The sequence below is a fragment of the Paenibacillus sp. HGF5 genome, from assembly GCF_000204455.1.
Classification (GTDB): domain Bacteria; phylum Bacillota; class Bacilli; order Paenibacillales; family Paenibacillaceae; genus Paenibacillus_AQ; species Paenibacillus_AQ lautus_A.
In genome coordinates this window covers 17,858-35,790 of sequence record NZ_AEXS01000132.1, presented here as the reverse complement: position 1 = coordinate 35,790, position 17,933 = coordinate 17,858, and the positions used below count along the sequence as shown (strand labels likewise).

The window sequence follows — 17,933 nt, the reverse complement described above, 5'->3', positions numbered from 1 at the left end:
GGATTTAGGTTTCATGGCAGAGCAATCTTCCTTCTCTTATTAAATAGACAGCTTTACAACGGATTTGCCTGCCTCAATATCCGCTTTCATCGCTAACAGATATTTCCGGGTGCGTTCATCCATCTCATTCCAATTTACGAATTTGGCGAAGTAGACATAGGAGTAGATATTACGAAAGTCGATGAACAACGGGATCCGCTGGATCCATTCCTCGCTCAGCGTATTCTCTTGAAGATAGCCGGATAAGAACGAGTCGAAGAATCGGGCCACAAACTCGGCTTTCCGGTTTTCCGAAACCGTCTGAACCGCATGATAGATGGCGATGGCGATATCGTAGGCGAACCAATGGTACGAGACATCCCCGAAATCGAAAAAGATAATCTCCCCGTTATGTACGTGAAAATTGTGATGGTGGAGGTCATTGTGGACGATGCCGTAGCCTTCCTCATTCTGCGGGAGGGACTCCAATTCCTTAAGATACAGCTTCCACTGCGTATGGACTCTTTCACCTGCAGCCTCCGGGAACGCATCGGTAAAAATCACATGATCATTCCATTGGGGAAACGCCATTCGGTGCACGAGTGACGAAGCGGTGGCGTCCTTTTTGCCGAGCTTATGCATACGGCCCATCCCGCGTCCCCACTGCTTGATTATCGCAAAATCCGATGTTACATCCGTTAACGGGCTGCCGGGAGCCTTCGTAAAGGCAATGACATGGTATCGCTTGGAATCGTGGGTTACCTCTTCAATAAGAAGATCCTGTGCGGATCGAATGGACACTGCCATGTTCAGACCCTGCTCGGCGAGATAGGCCATCCACGTCAGCTCGCGAATGATCGAGGCTTTGCGGTATTTGGACGCGTCCAAGAATTTCATAATGAAGCGGCGTCCGTCTTCACCGTTGTATTCAAATACATTCTGATCGAATCCCCCAAGTAACTTCAGCGAATAAGAACCTCGGCCGAATCGTTCGGCCCCTTGATCCAAGACAGCCTGTTCCATGGAAAGTCCCCTTTATCGTATTCTCGATATGATGCTTATGCTTACATACCGGAAAGTTACTGTACTCACTACCAATTACAGTCTAACGAAGATCGCGGGTGGTTGCAAAAAATGGGAGGGCTATACGAAAAAGGGCGCTCCTTTAGGAGCACCCTTACATTTTTCTATCAGCCTTCGAATTTCTGCGCCAGCTCACGGAAATTCAGCTCCGACGTGCTGGACAGCACGACATCCGCATGCGGGAAATGCGCGGGGTTGCCGATCGCGACGGCGAACATGCCGGCGCCCTTGATGGCGTCAACGCCGGAGGCGGCATCCTCCACGCCGATGCAGTCGGCAGGCTCTACGCCAAGCTCTGCGGCAGCGGTGAGGAAGATCTCCGGGTCCGGCTTGTTGTTCTTCAGCTTGGTTACGTCGACAATCACGTCGAACTGGTCCATGACCCCAAGCCGTGTAAGCACGGCGATGGCGTTTTTGCTGGCTGACGCGATGCCGGTCTTCAGGCCGGCCGACCGGATGTCTGCTACAAATTCCGTAATTCCCGGCAGCAGGTCGGCTGGCGTGATCGTTTCGATCAGCTCGACGTACAGCTTGTTTTTGCGGTCAGCCAGCTGTACCAGCTCTTCATCGGAATAGTTTACAGGCGTCTCCGCCTGGCTTAACAGGAGCTTTAGGGAATCCATTCGGGATACCCCTTTGAGATTCTCGTTGAATTCTCTCGTGAAGGGAATGCCCAGCTCGGTTGCCGTGGCTTTCCATGCCTGATAATGATACTCCGCGGTATCGGTAATGACGCCGTCCAAGTCAAAGATGACAGCCTTCAGCTTGCGTGTTTCTTTCATATCTTATAGCTCCTTTGTGAGAAAACGGAAAGTATAAACCCGAAACAGGGACCTTCCGGATATCGCAAGAAAAATGCGTTATTTGCTCTGCAGCGCATGTTTCACAGGTTTCCCGGCTTCAAGCGTTACGGCCTCGTCGTACAGCTTGATCTCGATGGATTCGCCTTCGACGATCTCCAAGGACACGCCGTCCTTCTCGATGTTTACGCCGATGAGACGGCCGCGGAAGTTCAAGCGGAACGCATACTTCTCCCAGTCCTTCGGAATGGCCGGGGAGAGGGAAAGTCCGCTTTCCTTCAGGCGCATGCCGGCAAAGCCGTAGACGATCGACATCCAGGTACCGCCCATGTTGGCCATGTGCAGGCCGTCCTTCGTGTTGCCGTGCGTATTGTCCAGATCGAGACGTGCCGTCTCGATGAAGTACTCATACGCTTTGTCCATATTGCCGATCTTTGAGGCCATGATGCTGAAGATGCAGGAAGACAGCGACGAATCATGCGTCGTGATGCCTTCGTAGTAATCATACGAACGCTGGATCGTTTCCAAGCTTTGCTCGTCTTCCAGCAGGAAGTGGGCGAGCACCGTATCCGCTTGTTTGCATACCTGATAACGGTAAATGGTGAGCGGGTGATAGTTCAGCAGCAGCGGATATTTGTCCTCCGGCGTGTTCTCGAAATCCCATACCGCTTTGCGGAGGAACGTATCGTCCTGCGGGTTAATGCCGAGCGCTTCATCATACGGGAGCAGCATGGCGTCCGCCGCTTTCGCCCAAGCGGAAATTTCATCCGCGGTTACGCCAAGCCGGCCGCACAGGGATTTGAAGCCTTGCGCATCGTAGGATTCCAGAATGGCGCAGCTCTTGGCGGCCCATTTCAGGTTATGCTTTGCCATGACGTTTGTGTAATAGTTGTTGTTCACGCAGCAGGTATACTCATCCGGCCCCGTCACCTCATCGATATGGAAAGCGCCGTTATAATAGTGGCCGATGTCGGCCCACAGGCGGGCGGTTTCGATCAGTACCTCGGCCCCGTAGGACAAGAGGAAATCCCGGTCCTGCTCGGCGAGATAATACTGAATATAGCTGTAGGCGATATCTGCGCTGATATGGTATTGCGCCGTTCCCGAAGGGAAGAAGGAGGAGCATTCCGTTCCGGAGATCGTGCGCCACGGGAACAGCGCCCCTTGCCGGTGTCCCATTTCCCGCGCTCTGTCTCTCGCCTGCTCCAGCGTGGAATAACGATACAGCAGCAGCTGGCGCGCAATGTCCGGCTGCGTCATCAGAAATACCGGGAACATGTAAATCTCCGTGTCCCAGAAATAATGGCCTTCATAACCTTCGCCGCTCAGTCCTTTGGCGGAAATGTTGCTGTGCTTGTCCCGTCCGGCGGATTGCAGCAGCTGGAATAGATTGAAGCGGATGCCTTCCTGGAGCTGGTCATCGTTCTGAATCACGACGTCTGCCGATTTCCAGTAGTCGTTCAGATACTCGCCCTGCTCGGCAAGCAAGTCCTCGAACGAAGTATCCTTCAACTCCTCCTGCAGCTGAATGCCGCGCTCGAGCATGTCTTGCCCGTGACGAAGACTGTCGGTATACAGATTGTATTTCGTAAAGTGGATCGGTCCGGTCAATGGAAGAACAGCCGTGAAGGTAACCTCTCCAGTTCCGGCTTCGAGCTGAATGTCCGCATCGGCATTCAAGCGATGACGGGTCACGCAAGCGGCACGCAGCTTGGACGCCATCGTCTCGTCTACGACATAGGCATCGCTGCCCTTGACGCCGGCATCGATGACGGTCATCCGTTCCGCATGCCCTGCGCCTACCCGGGGATCGTTGGCATTGGTGTAGTTCTTCACTTTGCCGTTCACGGTGGAAACGATGCGAATCTGGCCGTTGAAATTGACCGGCTCCATCCGAACGTCGATGGCGAACAGCTCCCGGTGCGCAAAGGACACCAGACGGCGGAAGGTCAGCTTGATCTCTTTGCCCTCGGGCGATTTCCACTGCACGATTCGTTCGGAGTACCCCTTGTCCATATGCAAGCGGCGTTCATGGGCAGTGATCGTTCCGTGATCCAGGCGGAAGGGTTCTTTCTCGTCGCCTAAATAGATCAGGACCGTTTGGGCATCAATATTGTTAACGAGCTTTTGCTGTGTATCGGGAAAGGCGAAGAGCTTCTCGCCGTAAGGGATTTCAATCACGTCGTGGAAAGCGTTCAGGTAGGTGCCGCGAATGGTGGACAGGCGCTCGCCGTAGCCTTCTTCGAAGTTGCCGCGCACACCCAGGTAACCGTTTCCGAGTGCAAAAATACTTTCCATATTCAGCAGGGCTTGCTGCGACAAATCAGGATTTGATATATTCCAGGTCATGGTCTACACTTCCTTCCTAGCATGGTTATTCTTGAATTTTAGAGCCAATCGGAGTTATGTTATACTAAAATATCAAGGTTTTTATCAATATTTTTAGGTGGTGGGGAAATAATGAAAGAGCCTTCACGTTCTGGAAACCAACCCTTTTACCTTTCTTCCCGCATGTTTTATTTGCGCGAGAATTTTATCCATCCCCCGTTCGACTATGAACACGAGCTGCTGGAAGCGATCCGCTTCGGCGATGAGAATAGAGCCATGGACATGCTGCGCAAAATTAACGAGCTGGAAGCGGCCGTGCTGGCGACGTATCCGCTTCGATCGAAGAAGAATGCCTTGATTGCCTCCTGCACCTTATTTACCCGGGCCATCATCAAAGGCGGCGTGGATCCCGAGATCGCCTTTCATTTAAGCGACACGCTGATCCTCGAGATCGAGCGAATGAGCGATGTGGAGCGGCTGGTTCATTTTGAATATGAGATGCTGGTGCAGTTTGTGTCGATGATCCGCTCCGAGAAGGAAGACGTGTCGTTCTCTCACATTGTGAACCTGGCGATCTATTACATCCGGGAGCATATTTTCGAGGAGCTGACCCTGCAGAGGGTCGCGGAATATTTGAAGGTCCACCCGAGCTACCTGTCCGATCGTTTCAAGCGGGAGACGGGCGAAGCCATAACCACCTTTATTAATCGGCGGAAGATTGAGGAATCCAAGCATTTGCTGGCCAATACGAACCAGTCGATATCCGAAATCGCGTTTACGTTCAAGTTCTGCAGCCAGAGTTATTATACGCAATTATTCAAGAATTTTACGGGAATGACGCCGAGAAAATTCCGGATAAGCGGCACGGCGCGGTAAAGGACGATCCTATCGAACAACGAGAAAAGAGAGACGCGGCCCATGAAGAAACTAAAGCAGAAAATGCTTCACTTAAGCCTGGAGAAGAAACTGATTGCGGCGTTCTCCGCCTTCATCATCGTTCCCCTTCTTCTGATCGGCGGGATCGTATCCTGGGTCTACGTGGAGAATAATCGGAGCACGATGATTGATGCCGCCGTGGAAAACAACAAACAAATCATTAAAAATATCGATACCTCCCTGCAGCCGCTGCTCCGGCTGTCCATGTTCCCGATCCAGGACTCCACGGTGTATCCCATTATGCGGAAGGATTACGGCAAGGTGACGTATCCATTGCTGGAGCGGGGGCAGGATTTCGATAAAGTGAACGGCTTGATCCAGAGCGGGATCATGCTGTATTCGGACTTGATTGACTCCGTGGTTATCTACCACGAGAACAGCCGGTCCATCATCGGCCGAAGCAACCGGGAATATATGAACTTCGCTTATTTCAAGGAGCAGTTTACCCGCGAGCCTTTTGTCCGGAAGATCAGGGAAGCGTATGGCGGCTTTGTCCCGATAGGGATTCATCAGGAGCGACTGCTGTCAACGAAGGGAATTCCGGTCGTGTCGGTGGGCAGGGCCATCTTGGATCCGTACACGAAGGAGGATCTCGGGTTTATCCTGTTTAATATTTCGGTGAATAAACTCAAGACGCTGTGGAGCGAGTCGTCATTTTCCGAGAATACGAATTTTTACTTGATCGACGAAACCGATCATATCGTGCACAGCGTTCACCCCGAGGAAATCGGACTGGCGGCGTCCGAGGTATTGGGAAGCGACTTTCAATATAACGCGGACGGCCAGGTCAACACGCAGATCAGTCGGGATACCTACATGATTTCTTCTTCCTCTTCCATGGCGAATTGGAAGGCGGTCACGGTCATCCCGAAGAAGGATCTGTTCTCGATCGTGTACCTGATGGTGGCTATTCTGATCGGTGCGTTGATCCTGCTGCTCGTGCTGTCCATCCTGATCTCGGCCCGGATCGCCACCACGATCATGAAGCCGCTGGCGGTGCTGAACAGCAAAATGAAGCTTGTCTCCCAAGGTCAGCTTGACGTAAGCTTTGATACGAAGCAGCACGGCGAAATCGGCGTGATTAGCCATACCGTGGACCAGATGCTGCACGAAATCCGCGATTTAATCGAGCGGATTTACGTAGAGGAAGAGGAGAAGCGGAACCTGGAGATGAATGCGCTGCAATCGCAGATTCGTCCGCATTTTATCTACAACACGCTGAACGTGATCAAGTGGATGGCCAAGATTCAGGGGGCAACGGGCATTGAAGAAGCGCTGCAGGCTTTCTCTTCGGTTATCAAGTTTACGGTGAAGAAGGAAGGCGACTACGTGACCATTGCCGAGGAAGTCGAATTCATGGAGAACTATACGAAAATTCTCGATTTCCGATATTTTAATAAATTTGATGTCACGTACGAGGTGGATCCGGCCGTAATGAATCATAGGACCCTGAAGTTTCTGCTTCAGCCCCTTGTGGAGAACGCGGTTTTCCATGGCTTTGAAGGCATCGATTACAAGGGCAGCCTTGTCATATCGATTTATGAGGAATCGGATGCGCTGATCATGAAGGTATGCGATAACGGGCGCGGTTTTCCGGAGGGCGGACAGGCGAAGGTGGAGCAGGACGGTCCGCAGGATACCTTCAACTCGATCGGACTGAACAATATACGGAACCGGATATCCCTTCATTTCGGGCCCGAGTACGGCCTGTGGATCCAAAGGGGAGAACAGGGCGGAACGGTCGCATGGCTTCGGGTTCCGATCATCACAGAAGAAGCAGGGTGATAGCAAGTGCGAATACTTATAGTAGATGACGAGCCGCTCGTTCGGATCGGGATCAAATCGGCGATTGACTGGGAAGCTCAGGGCGTGGACATTGTCGGTGAAGCGGGTGACGGCGAAGAAGCGCTGCGTCTGATAACGGAAACCGTGCCGGACGTGGTGCTGCTGGATATCAAAATGCCGAAGATGGACGGGCTCGAGGTGCTCCGGACGATCAAGGACCGGCAGATCCCGGTTCAAACGGTCGTGTTGAGCAGCTTCGATGATATTGCCTACGTGAAGGAAGCGTTGAAGCTGGGGGCTTTTGATTATTTCCACAAACCCGACATGAATGAACGCGAGCTGACTGCGATGCTGAAGAGCGTCCGGGAGCAGTTCGGGAGCCGGGGGATTCCGGCCCAAGTCGGGCCGGGTACGGCGGGCAACCGGAAGGAGCAGATATTATATGACGCTCTCCGTGGCCATGTTCATGATCTGCATGAAACGGAGCTCAAAGAGGGCAATATGTACGTCGTTCTTTTCAGAATCAAGGATTATCACGCGGTTATCAAAAGGTACCCCAAGGAAACCGAGTCGATCCTGCCGAATACGGTGCAGAACGTCGTCAGCGAGATTCTGTCCACGGAGAAGGAAGTTGAATATCTTCAGCTGGATGAACAGTGCAGTGCCGTATTCATCAGCAACAGCGAGCTGAAAAGCCTGCTGGCCTCGTTGACGCGCGTCAATAAAATGGTGCAAATGATCAGTTCGGCGCTGAAGCGGTTTGTCAATATCGACATCGTGCTGGGCATCAGCGACTGGTTTGCCGATTTCGAAGGCATTCGGACGGGCTACGAGCAGGCGGGCAAAGCGCTGTCCCATCAATTTTATCACCCGGATACGTCGATCTTTTATTATCAGCATCTGAAACAGAAGGGTGAGCACGTCTATAGACAGGCCGATGCCTATTTAAGCCAGATGAAGTCTGCCCTCAGGGAGGAGGCGAACGAGCGCTTCCTGGAGCTGCTGTCCCAGTGGGAGAAGTTTCTGGCGCAAGAAGAATGCATGGAAGAGAAGGATGTCCGCAAGGTATACGAAGGTCTGCTGTTTATGATCGGAGAGGGCACAGGCGTACCGGGCCGGGGAGACGCTCAAGAAGAAACATCGGCCTTTGAAGAGATCCATGAATTCGGGCAGCTATCGGCCGCATACCGTGCCTTGTTCGAGGAGCGGCTCAAGAATCGCAGCCATCTGGAGCTGAGAGGCTACAGCCAGCTCACGCGAAATATTATGGAATATACGGAGGAGCACTACCCGGAGAGCCTTTCCTTGAAATTGTTCGGGGATTTGTTCCACGTCAGTCCGAATTATGTCAGCCGATTGTTTAAGCAAGAGGTCGGTCAGGGCCTGTTCGATTATATTAACGAGCTTCGGATCGAGAAGGCGAAGGTGCTCCTCAAGGACTATCGCTACAAAATTTATGACGTTGCCGAGATGGTGGGATTCAATAATCAGGCCCATTTTGCCATTGTATTCCAGAAATACACAGGCTTTTCTCCTAAACAATATAGGAAAGATGAAGTGTGATATTAGAGAAGAAAGTGTGATTTTTCATAAAAACGCTCGTGCAGTGCAATCTATTTATAAAAAATAGTCAATTTTAAAAATTAATCATCATTTGATTAATTTTTTTTGTTGTCCCGGCTCTTTATCATGAAGATGTAAGGTAAATCAAAAGAAACGTGGGGGGTAGCATCATGGGTAAATGGAACAAGAAGTTTTCGGCCATGCTGGTTTTGTGCCTGGCTCTTGTTGTGGGTTTAACCGCTTGCGGCGGCAGTAAAAGCGCTGACAATACAGATAATGGAGCCGGAGACGCTGCTGAAAAAGTAACGGTGAATTTCGGATTCTGGGGTACGGCGCAGGATTTGGAGATTTATCAGAAAGCGGCTGACACCATCTCCGAGCAGTATCCGGAGATCGAACTGAAAATTAAGCAATATCCGAGCAGCGAGCAGTTCTGGAACACGCTTCCGGGTGAAATTGCTGCGGGCGTAGCGCCTGACTTCATTAAAATGTCCAACGAAGGTGCTTACGAGTACATCAATAAAGGATTGTTCTCGCCAATCGATGACCTGGTTCAAGCGACGGGCGTGGACATGAACCGTTTCCCGGATACATCGAAGAAGATTTGGAACGTGGACGGCAAGCAATACGGCGTACCGAACAGCGATATGCCGGCGATGTTCTTCATCAATGAGCAAATGTGGAAGGATGCCGGCCTCGGCGAGTATCCAACCACATGGGATGAAGTGATCGAAGCGGCCAAAGTGCTGAACAAAGGCGATGTGAAGGGCATTATCGTGAACCTGGATGCCTTCCATATCACGAACTACGTGAAGAGCTTCGGCGGAGGCTGGGGTAACGGTAAGACCATCAACTCCCCTGAGAACGTCAAGGCGCTGGAAATGATCATCGATATGTACGACCAAGGACTGGCGGTCACGCCGAAATCGCTCGGCTTCGGCTGGGACGGCGAAGTATTCAGCAATGAGCAGGGCGCTATGAGTACAGGCGGTTACTGGTACAAAGGGTATCTGAAGGATGCGAATCCGGACCTGAAAATGGTTGCTATTCCGGTACCAAAAGGAACGACGAACGGCAGCACCATGAGCTCTGACGCTTACATGGTATTGAAAGACGCGAAGAACAAAGAAGCTGCGCTGAAGGCTGCTTTTTACATGACCAACGACGATACGCAAACCGCATTCATGGAGCTCGGCTTCAATCCGGCCGTATCCTCGCTGTCTGAGCAGTATTTCGAGAAGAACCCTGAATTCAAGGCGCTGCAGCCTGCGCTGGAGTACAGCACGGACTATGGGTATCCAACGGATACCAAGCGCTTTACGGATGAGCTCGTGAAAGAATTGGAAGGCCTGATTCTGGGCGGCTCCGGTAAAACGGCTCAGCAAATTCTCGACGACATTCAAAGCCAGTTCAAATAAGAAAGAGGCAACACCCGCTCCCGCTCCTTGTTATCAGGGGAGCGGGAGCCTTTGTTCACACCACTTTGTGTGGGTTTTTCATGAACCAACCAATTTAAGTTTGGAAGCGGGGGATAACTTATGTCCGATTACAGCAGCAAGCACGCTGATATGAAGGGGAACAAGATCAGGCCATCCTGGTTCCGTTCGCTGGCAGACTCCGATAAGACGCTGGGCTGGTTGTTTACGCTGCCCTTTTTGATTTTGTGGGCATGGTGGTTTCTGTATCCATTCATCCAGTCTTTCGTAAGAAGTTTTCAGGATGCGAACTTCGCTGCCCTGGACCAGGCCAAATTCATCGGCCTCGAAAACTATGTCACCATTCTGCAAGATAAAGAATTCTTCCGGGCGCTGCTTCACTCCCTGGAAATCGTCGTCATCTCGATTCCGATTCAGACCCTGCTCGGTCTGCTTTTGGCGATCCTGGTGAACCAGAAGCTGAAGGGCAAGGGGATTTTCCGGACCGTGTTCTTCATTCCGTATATTACCTCGCAGATCGCGATCACGACCGTGTTCATGATGCTTTTCAAGCAGGGCACCTTCCTGACGAAATTTTTCGGAGCTTTGGGCTTCGGGAACGTGACTTGGTTTGCGGATACCAGCTATGCGCTCTTATTCGTATGTATTCTGTTTATCTTCCAGCAAGCCGGATTCACCATGATTGTGTACTTGTCGGGCCTGCAGGAAATTCCGAAGGATCTGTATGAAGCGGGCGAGATCGACGGGGCGTCCAAGTGGAACAAATTCCGCTACATTACGGTGCCGTTCCTGAAGCCGATCACGTTCTTCATCGTGTCGGTGTCGACGATCGCCGGCTTCCAGATCTACGACCAAATTGCCGCGATTTCCCGTTATGGCGCGCTCGGCTCGCCGGCCGGCGCTACCAGCACGGTGGTGACGTATTTCTACCAGCACGGGATCCGTTACATGAACATTGGATACGGAAGCGCGGCGGTGGTGCTGTTCTTCATGATCATCATGCTGATTACGTACCTGCAAAAAAAATTCCTGGATGAGAAGGAGTGAGAGTAATGTTGACCCGAACGAATAAAGGTCGGCCGTTTCTGTACATCGGCACGATCATCCTGGGGCTCTTATTCGCCCTTCCTTTTCTCTATACCATCTATACGTCCGTCATCCCGATGCGCCATGTCAATACGCTGACGTCGCCGGCCAACTGGACGTTCGAGAACTTCAAAATCTTCTTCACGAACGATGCGTACAACGTGCCGAGATGGTTCATGAACACCGTGATCATGACCGGCGTCGTTGTCATCGGGAACCTCATCATTAACCCGATGGCCGGCTTTGCGCTGGCCAAGCTGAATTTCAAGGGTAAAGGACTGATATATTGGATCGTTGTGGCCACCATGATGGTGCCGTACCATATGATCCTGATCCCGGTATACGTGAACGTGGCGCAGCTCGGATGGCTGAACACGTTCTGGGGATTGACGGTGCCCTTCCTCTATCAAGGCTTGTATATCTTCATGCTCCGCCAGTTCTTCATCTCGGTTCCGAACGAGTTCTTGGAGGCTGCGCGGATGGATGGCTTGACGAAGATGGGCGCTTTCTGGCGGATCGTATATCCCCTGGCCCGCTCATCGCTGATTACGATGTCGATTCTTGCATTTGCCGGAACCTGGAACAGTTACCTCGTTCCGAGCACGCTGGCGAATACGCCGGAAATGTACGTGCTGGTGGTCGGCCTGAACAGCGTGAAGGATATGTTCTTCGAGAATACGCCGATGATCATGGCAGGGGTCGTGCTGTCCACGCTGCCGATCATCCTGTTCTTCTTCCTGTTCCAGCGCCAATATATCGAGGGGATTTCGAACGCAGGCGTCAAAGGCTGATATCGAAGCATCGGGAGGGATTAGACATGGATAACGTGGAACAGCGTGCGAAGGACCTTCTCGCGCAGATGACCTTGGCCGAGAAGATCGGTCAAACGGTGCAGTACGGCCGGTGCGAGGAGCGGGAGCTGAAGCTGGTTGCCGAAGGCAAAATCGGGTCGCTGCTGAATGTGCATGGTCCGAAAAAAATCAACGAGCTCCAGCGGCTGGCCGTGGAGGAAACGCGGCTGGGGATTCCTCTTCTCATCGGGGATGACGTCATTCACGGTTTTCGCACCATCTTTCCGATTCCGCTCGGCGAAGCCGCCAGCTGGGATCTCGAAGGGATGGAGAAGAACGCCCGCATTGCGGCAGAAGAGGCAGCAGCGGAAGGCATCCGTTGGACTTTTGCCCCGATGGTGGACGTGACGCGCGACCCCCGGTGGGGCCGCATCGCGGAGAGTACGGGAGAGGATGCCTATCTGTCCTCTCTGGCCGCTGCCGCGAAGGTAAGAGGATTTCAAAGTCCGAACGGGGACGGGAACCCGACCGTAGCGGCATGCGTGAAGCATTTTGCCGGTTATGGCTGGATTGAAGGCGGCCGGGACTATGATACGACGGACATGTCGGAGCGGACGCTGCGGGAAACCGTGCTGCCGCCGTTCGAGCACGGGATTCGGGCAGGCGCTCTGTCGGTGATGAGTGCTTTCAGCGAACTCAATGGGGTTCCCGCTTCCGGAAGCCGCTATCTGCTGCGGGATATATTGAAGCAGGAGTGGGGCTTTGACGGCATGGTGGTCAGCGACTGGGAGTCGATCGAAGAGCTGATCTACCATGGCTATGCGGAGGACCGGAAAGATTCCGCGCGGAAGGGGCTGAACGCCGGCGTCGACATGGACATGCATTCCGGCGTCTATCTCGATCATCTGGAGGCGCTGGTCCAGGATAACCCCGAGCTGCTTCAGCTGTTGAATGATGCGGTGCTTCGCATTTTGAGGGTGAAATTCCGCCTCGGATTGTTCGAGAACCCGTATGTAAGCGAGGAAGGCGAAGAAGCCGGAGATCTGCTGAAAGGACGAGCCATTCCAGCGGCGCATCTGGCCCAGGCCAGGGACAGCGCCCGGAAATCGATTGTGCTCCTGCAGAATCGCGGCGGGATGTTGCCGCTGGATACCGGCAAGCACAAGAAGCTGGCCCTGATCGGGCCGCTGGCCGATGATCGCCATAATTCAATGGGCTGCTGGGCTTGGAAAGGCCGGGATGAGGACGTTGTCACGGTGCGGGATGCTTTTCAATCGGAAATCGCGCCGAACGCCGAGGTGTTCTATGAGCAGGGCAGCGGCATACTGGAGGAGCTGGACGGCGGAGTCGATCGTGCCGTTCAGCTTGCCAAGCAGTGTGATGTCGCCGTGGTCGTTGTCGGCGAATCCGAAGCGATGACCGGCGAGCACTACAATGTGACGTCCATTACGATTCCACCCTGCCAGGAACGCCTGATACGCGAGCTGAAGCGGCAGACCGGCACGCCGGTCATAGCCGTGCTGATGAACGGCCGTCCGCTTGCGACTCCATGGCTGCATGAGCACGCCGATGCCGTGGTGGAAGCTTGGCATTTGGGAACCGCCGCAGGCCTAGCGCTTGTAGACGTGCTGACGGGCGCGTACAATCCGAGCGGTCGCCTGCCGGTTACCGTTCCGCGCGCGACGGGCCAAATTCCGATGTATTACAACCGGAAGAATACCGGGCGGCCCCACCTATACGAAGATTATATCGATTGCGATGATTCTCCGCTGTATCCGTTCGGGTACGGCCTTAGTTATACAACGTTCGAATATACGGATCTGCAGCTGGATCGGCATCAGATCGGCCGGGACGAATCCGTGCGTGTATCCGTGAGCATCACGAATACGGGATCCAGAGCCGGCGAGGAAACCGCGCAGCTCTACATCCGCGACTTGGTGGCAAGCTCGACCCGGCCGGTCAAAGAGCTAAAGGGGTTTTCCAAGGTGCGGCTGCAGCCTGGTGAAAGCCGTGAGGTGCATTTTATGCTGGGACGTGAAGAATTGGGGCTGCTGGATGAAAGGCTTGAATTTACGGTAGAGCCCGGAAAGTTCCATGTCTGGGTCGGACCGCATTCGGAGGAAGGACTGCAGGCTGAACTTGAGGTTGTTGAATAAAGGGGGATTTATGCATGGACTACCGCGTAATCAAAGAAGGAGACGTGTTTTTTCTGACCGGGCTTAACGGAGATATCGTCCAGGGGGACGATCAGGGCCATGGTTTGTATACGAAGGATACGCGTTTTCTGAGCCGCATGGAGCTGTTCATCGATGGCGAGAAGCCTTCGCTTCTGTCCTCCACGGGGGATAAAAGCTATGTGGCCTCCTTCCGCCTGATGAAGGACGCCAAGGATGAAGGGGCGATCGAAGTGCTTCGGGAACGCTTCATCTATGATGGCGTCCTGTATGAGCGCTGTACGCTGACCAATTACTTTGTGACCGATTCGAATATCGAGTTTGCCGTGTCCTTTGATGCCGATTTTCAGGATATGTTCCTGGTGCGCAAATACCGTACAGGGGAAGTCGGCATGATGGAGGGTATACGGACAGGCGATCAAGAGATGACACTGGCTTATGTCGGCGCTGACAACCTGAGAAGACAGACGCGCATTGCTTGGGATGCGGACGGCGGCCAAACGGATCAAGCCGGGAATGTTTCGTTCCCTTTGTCCCTGAAAGCCAAAGAGCAGAAGGTGATTACGTTCTTTGTCACGCCGATGACGGAGCAGCATTCCGCAGCGACGCCGCTGACCTACGAAGAGGGGCTGAAGAAACTCGAAGCCTCCTATGAAGCTTGGTACGCGAACAGCTCGCGGGTCCAATCGGATTCCACGCTGTTCAGCGGCTTGTACCAGAGAGGACTGCAGGATCTGCGCATGCTGACGACCGATGTGGGCTTCGGTGATACAACGGTCGCGGGACTGCCGTGGTTCGCGGTTCCATTCGGCAGAGACAGCTTGATCACGGCGCTGTTCATGCTTCCGGTGAACCCGCAGCTTGCCAAAGGAACCTTGAGAACGCTGGCGGCTTATCAAGGCGAGAAGACAGACCCTTGGCGGGATGAGCAGCCGGGCAAAATCATGCATGAGATTCGCTACGGAGAGCTGGTCACGACGAATCAGTCTCCGTTCTCGCCGTACTACGGCACCATCGATTCCACGCCGCTGTTCCTGGCGCTGATCGGTGAGTATTACCGCTGGACGGGCGACCTCTCCCTGGCGGAGGAGCTCAAGCCGAACATGCTGCGGGCACTGGATTATATCGATGCCGCGCTGGAAGCGGGCTCCGGCTTCATGGCCTACAAGCAGGAAGCCGAGAAAGGCTTCCCGAACCAAGGCTGGAAGGATTCCGCCAACTCGATCATCCATGAGAACGGCGAGTATGCGGAATCCCCGATCGCACTGTCGGAGGTCCAGGGTTATGTGTATCAAGCGAAGCAGTCACTGGTACCCGTCTTCGCGGAGCTGGGCGAGCCGGAACTCGCCCGCAAGCTGGAGTCGGAAGCCGAGGAGCTTCGCGTCCGTTTCGAAGCGAGCTTCTGGATGGAGGATGAGCAGTGTTACGCCATCGCGCTGGATAAGGATCTGCGCCAGGTACGCAGCGTGTCCTCGAATCCCGGGCATCTGCTTATGAGCGGTTTGCCGGAAGAGAGCCGCTCGAAGGCGCAAGCCGAGCGGATGCTTAGAAACGACATGTTTAACGGTTACGGCATCCGCACGATGAGCACGGACTCCACCGGATATTACCCGATGAGTTATCACAACGGCAGCGTATGGCCGCATGACAATGCAATGATTCTGCTGGGACTCGGCAAGCAGGGGTTCAAGGAGGAGGCAGGGAAGGTGATTTCCGGCCTGCTGCAGGCATCGGCTCATTTTGAGTACCAGCGTCTGCCGGAGCTGTTCTGCGGGCATGATGCGAAGCTGGGCCATCCGGTTCCGTATCCGACAACCTGTTCGCCGCAGGCTTGGGCGGCCGGAACCTCGATCGTCTTCCTACAAGCGATGCTCGGATTGTATCCGAACGGGGCGAAGAAAGAAATCGCGTTGTCCCCGTTCCTTCCGGAAGGGATGAACGAACTGAAGGCCGAACGGATTGCGATCGGAAGCGGGCACCTGTCGGTTAGCGTTGCGCGTAAGGCTGACGGCAGCGCGTTTCATGTGGAAGTGCTTGAGAATACAACCGGATTTGACCTGGTTAGCTGATCTTATACAAGATTTGCTTTTGAACAACCTGACTCTTAGTGCTTAAGGGTCAGGTTGTTTTTTTGTTGAAAGATTAGGAACGTATGTTCTATAATAATGAGGTGATTTTGAACAGATTACTGTATACATACCGGATTGGAGAGAACCTATGAATTCCTATTGTACATATGCCCTACATCAGATCGAGGTGGGTGTCGTCTCAGTTGTCGCCATCATCGATAAGCTGGATGAAGGGGATTTGCTCGTCAAGCCGACGGAAGGCAAACATTCGGTCGGAGAGCTGCTCAAGCATATCGCCGTCATCTGCCGGGCCGATTTCCATATATCCGGAGGAGCCACCCAAGAGGAGATGAGCGCCTATTACGCAGGCGTGTCGTTAAATAACCTGAAGGACATACAGGCGGAGTTATTGAGCAACTATTCATATCTGGAGCAGGCGTTCCGAGAAATGACGGAAGAGGAGCTTCATCAGGAGATGACCTCTTATTGGGGCGTCACCTATTCCAGGTACGAATGGCTGCTCGAAATCGTGACGCATCTGTATCACCACAGGGGGCAGCTGCATGCGATGCTGGTTCACTGCAACGGGAAGGACCCGAAGGTTCCTTTGTTCGAATAGCTAGTGCTCGACGGGATGGATCAAGGGGGCCGGCCAAGAAGTTTTCTTGGCCGGCTTATTGATTAAGCTCGTGCGCCTGCTGAGTCAATGAGTCCGGATTACCCCGCATCCAAGCCTCCGCACAGCCCGCTGTCCTGAAACTGCCTTCATGGGCCTTTCAATCGCTGTACGATCATAAAAACGAGCTTCCCGCCATGATATTTATTACATTGAGCTGACATTCTTTTTAATTCGACAAAATAAAACAAATTTCGCTATAGACTCTAGCTAAATAATTCCTCTATGATAGATACTAAATAGCTCGACAAGCCATTTTGAAAGCGCTATCCAATACTTCGCAGAACCGCATGATCCTGAATCTAGGAGGGAATCCACCAAACCAGGGATATAGCAGAATCTGTTGTTAACTGAATAGAAAGCGTATTCATGATATGCGGGTGCCTAGAAGCGGGCCGTTAACACAGATTTTACATATCGTTAATACTCGCATGATCTTATAGCTCTATCATAAGAGGTGTTCATAATAAGGAGGACACGCACTTATGACAGATCAAGGGAGACGCCGTCTTCTCGTTATTGCTTCGATTACCAAGCTGGAACAGATCGATGCGGCTGTGAACAGCGCGGTGGAACGGGTGAACCTGATGACAGGCGACATCATGAAACTAAGGGATATCGTAAACCGACTGCACTCCTCAGGCAAAAAAGTGTTTGTCCATCTGGAAATGGTAAGCGGCATCGGCCGGGATAATTCCGCAGTGCAGTATTTGGCGGATTCGTACAAGATCGACGGGATCATTACGACGAAGACGAATACGGTATTGGCTTCGCGCCAAGCAGGCATCAGCTCGATACAGCGCGTGTTTGCGATCGATACGACAGCTTTGGGAACCGCAGTGAAGATGATCGGACAAGCACGTCCGGATGAAGTGGAATTGATGCCGGGACTTATGCCTCGCGTCATCCGCGATCTGAAGAAGGAAATTCACTGTCCGCTCATAGTGGGAGGTTTTTTACGAAGCGAAGAAGAAATCGACGAGGCGCTGGCGAACGGCGCAGACCTCGTATCTACGGGAGACACGCGTTTTTGGACGTAACGGTCTTACGTAGCAATGACGGATTAACCACAATTACATATTTGCTAGGGGTGGAGACGATGAGATAACCCGAGTAGCAGCTACTTTAGCTTTTATAGGAGGTGGTGGCTCTTAGGTTGCGCTCTTTTTGACGTCTCTATTTTTTGTGCGCTTTTTAAGGGATAGGCGGGCTGTTTGGATGGGGATT

Annotated in this window: 13 protein-coding genes; 10 read left to right on the top strand and 3 right to left on the bottom strand. The window is 52.9% G+C overall.

What is annotated here, in order from left to right:
• Nucleotides 1–39: 39 nt before the first annotated feature.
• The 3 genes from HMPREF9412_RS20710 to HMPREF9412_RS20700 all read right to left on the bottom strand — a co-directional run bounded on the left by HMPREF9412_RS20710 (nt 40) and on the right by HMPREF9412_RS20700 (nt 4,211).
• Complete coding sequence (locus HMPREF9412_RS20710) at nt 40–1,002, bottom strand: phosphotransferase enzyme family protein (RefSeq protein ID WP_009593697.1); 963 nt, start codon at nt 1,000–1,002, stop codon at nt 40–42.
• 167 nt (nt 1,003–1,169) lie between these two features.
• Nucleotides 1,170–1,844 carry a beta-phosphoglucomutase gene (gene pgmB / locus HMPREF9412_RS20705; RefSeq protein WP_009593687.1) on the bottom strand — a complete coding sequence of 225 codons (675 nt, stop codon included), beginning with the start codon at nt 1,842–1,844 and terminating at the stop codon, nt 1,170–1,172.
• Nucleotides 1,845–1,922: 78 nt separating this feature from the next.
• Nucleotides 1,923–4,211, bottom strand: coding sequence for a glycoside hydrolase family 65 protein (locus HMPREF9412_RS20700; protein ID WP_009593688.1), 2,289 nt, complete (start codon nt 4,209–4,211; stop codon nt 1,923–1,925).
• Nucleotides 4,212–4,322: 111 nt separating this feature from the next.
• Here HMPREF9412_RS20700 and HMPREF9412_RS20695 point away from each other — a divergent pair, with 111 nt between their 5' ends.
• From HMPREF9412_RS20695 to HMPREF9412_RS20650, 10 genes are all read left to right on the top strand, one after another.
• A complete protein-coding gene (locus HMPREF9412_RS20695) occupies nt 4,323–5,066 on the top strand; it encodes a helix-turn-helix domain-containing protein (protein ID WP_036672928.1) in 744 nt (247 codons plus the stop codon).
• A 42-nt stretch (nt 5,067–5,108) separates the two neighbouring features.
• Nucleotides 5,109–6,911, top strand: a complete 1,803-nt coding sequence (locus tag HMPREF9412_RS20690) for a sensor histidine kinase (protein WP_009593670.1) — start codon at nt 5,109–5,111, stop codon at nt 6,909–6,911.
• Between the two features lie 6 nt (nt 6,912–6,917).
• Entirely contained in the window at nt 6,918–8,474 is a 1,557-nt protein-coding gene (locus HMPREF9412_RS20685; protein ID WP_009593689.1) for a response regulator, read from the top strand.
• Nucleotides 8,475–8,644: 170 nt separating this feature from the next.
• Nucleotides 8,645–9,892, top strand: a complete 1,248-nt coding sequence (locus HMPREF9412_RS20680; protein WP_009593696.1) for an ABC transporter substrate-binding protein — start codon at nt 8,645–8,647, stop codon at nt 9,890–9,892.
• 120 nt (nt 9,893–10,012) lie between these two features.
• The gene (locus HMPREF9412_RS20675) at nt 10,013–10,957 is read left to right on the top strand and encodes a carbohydrate ABC transporter permease (protein WP_009593673.1); all 945 of its coding nucleotides are present in this window, start codon (nt 10,013–10,015) and stop codon (nt 10,955–10,957) included.
• 5 nt (nt 10,958–10,962) lie between these two features.
• Complete coding sequence (locus HMPREF9412_RS20670; protein ID WP_009593690.1) at nt 10,963–11,787, top strand: carbohydrate ABC transporter permease; 825 nt, start codon at nt 10,963–10,965, stop codon at nt 11,785–11,787.
• Between the two features lie 26 nt (nt 11,788–11,813).
• Nucleotides 11,814–13,943 (top strand): beta-glucosidase BglX, encoded by a 2,130-nt coding sequence (bglX, locus tag HMPREF9412_RS20665; RefSeq protein ID WP_009593691.1) that lies wholly within the window; start codon nt 11,814–11,816, stop codon nt 13,941–13,943.
• Nucleotides 13,944–13,957: 14 nt separating this feature from the next.
• Nucleotides 13,958–16,030: an amylo-alpha-1,6-glucosidase gene (locus HMPREF9412_RS20660; protein ID WP_009593674.1), complete on the top strand. Its 2,073-nt coding sequence runs from the start codon at nt 13,958–13,960 to the stop codon at nt 16,028–16,030.
• Between the two features lie 148 nt (nt 16,031–16,178).
• Nucleotides 16,179–16,649, top strand: coding sequence for a DinB family protein (locus HMPREF9412_RS20655; protein WP_009593680.1), 471 nt, complete (start codon nt 16,179–16,181; stop codon nt 16,647–16,649).
• A 542-nt stretch (nt 16,650–17,191) separates the two neighbouring features.
• The gene (locus HMPREF9412_RS20650; RefSeq protein ID WP_009593692.1) at nt 17,192–17,746 is read left to right on the top strand and encodes a glycerol-3-phosphate responsive antiterminator; all 555 of its coding nucleotides are present in this window, start codon (nt 17,192–17,194) and stop codon (nt 17,744–17,746) included.
• The last annotated feature ends 187 nt before the right edge of the window (nt 17,747–17,933 follow it).

Excerpts from the sequence above, each read along its gene's own strand:
- bglX (WP_009593691.1), top strand. The coding sequence starts at position 11,814 with ATGGATAACGTGGAACAGCGTGCGAAGGACCTTCTCGCGCAGATGACC.
- HMPREF9412_RS20650 (WP_009593692.1), top strand. The coding sequence starts at position 17,192 with ATGACAGATCAAGGGAGACGCCGTCTTCTCGTTATTGCTTCGATTACC.
- HMPREF9412_RS20700 (WP_009593688.1), bottom strand. The coding sequence starts at position 4,211 with ATGACCTGGAATATATCAAATCCTGATTTGTCGCAGCAAGCCCTGCTG.
- HMPREF9412_RS20690 (WP_009593670.1), top strand. The coding sequence starts at position 5,109 with ATGAAGAAACTAAAGCAGAAAATGCTTCACTTAAGCCTGGAGAAGAAA.
- HMPREF9412_RS20670 (WP_009593690.1), top strand. The coding sequence starts at position 10,963 with ATGTTGACCCGAACGAATAAAGGTCGGCCGTTTCTGTACATCGGCACG.
- HMPREF9412_RS20660 (WP_009593674.1), top strand. The coding sequence starts at position 13,958 with ATGGACTACCGCGTAATCAAAGAAGGAGACGTGTTTTTTCTGACCGGG.
- HMPREF9412_RS20675 (WP_009593673.1), top strand. The coding sequence starts at position 10,013 with ATGTCCGATTACAGCAGCAAGCACGCTGATATGAAGGGGAACAAGATC.
- HMPREF9412_RS20710 (WP_009593697.1), bottom strand. The coding sequence starts at position 1,002 with ATGGAACAGGCTGTCTTGGATCAAGGGGCCGAACGATTCGGCCGAGGT.
- HMPREF9412_RS20680 (WP_009593696.1), top strand. The coding sequence starts at position 8,645 with ATGGGTAAATGGAACAAGAAGTTTTCGGCCATGCTGGTTTTGTGCCTG.
- HMPREF9412_RS20695 (WP_036672928.1), top strand. The coding sequence starts at position 4,323 with ATGAAAGAGCCTTCACGTTCTGGAAACCAACCCTTTTACCTTTCTTCC.
- pgmB (WP_009593687.1), bottom strand. The coding sequence starts at position 1,844 with ATGAAAGAAACACGCAAGCTGAAGGCTGTCATCTTTGACTTGGACGGC.
- HMPREF9412_RS20655 (WP_009593680.1), top strand. The coding sequence starts at position 16,179 with ATGAATTCCTATTGTACATATGCCCTACATCAGATCGAGGTGGGTGTC.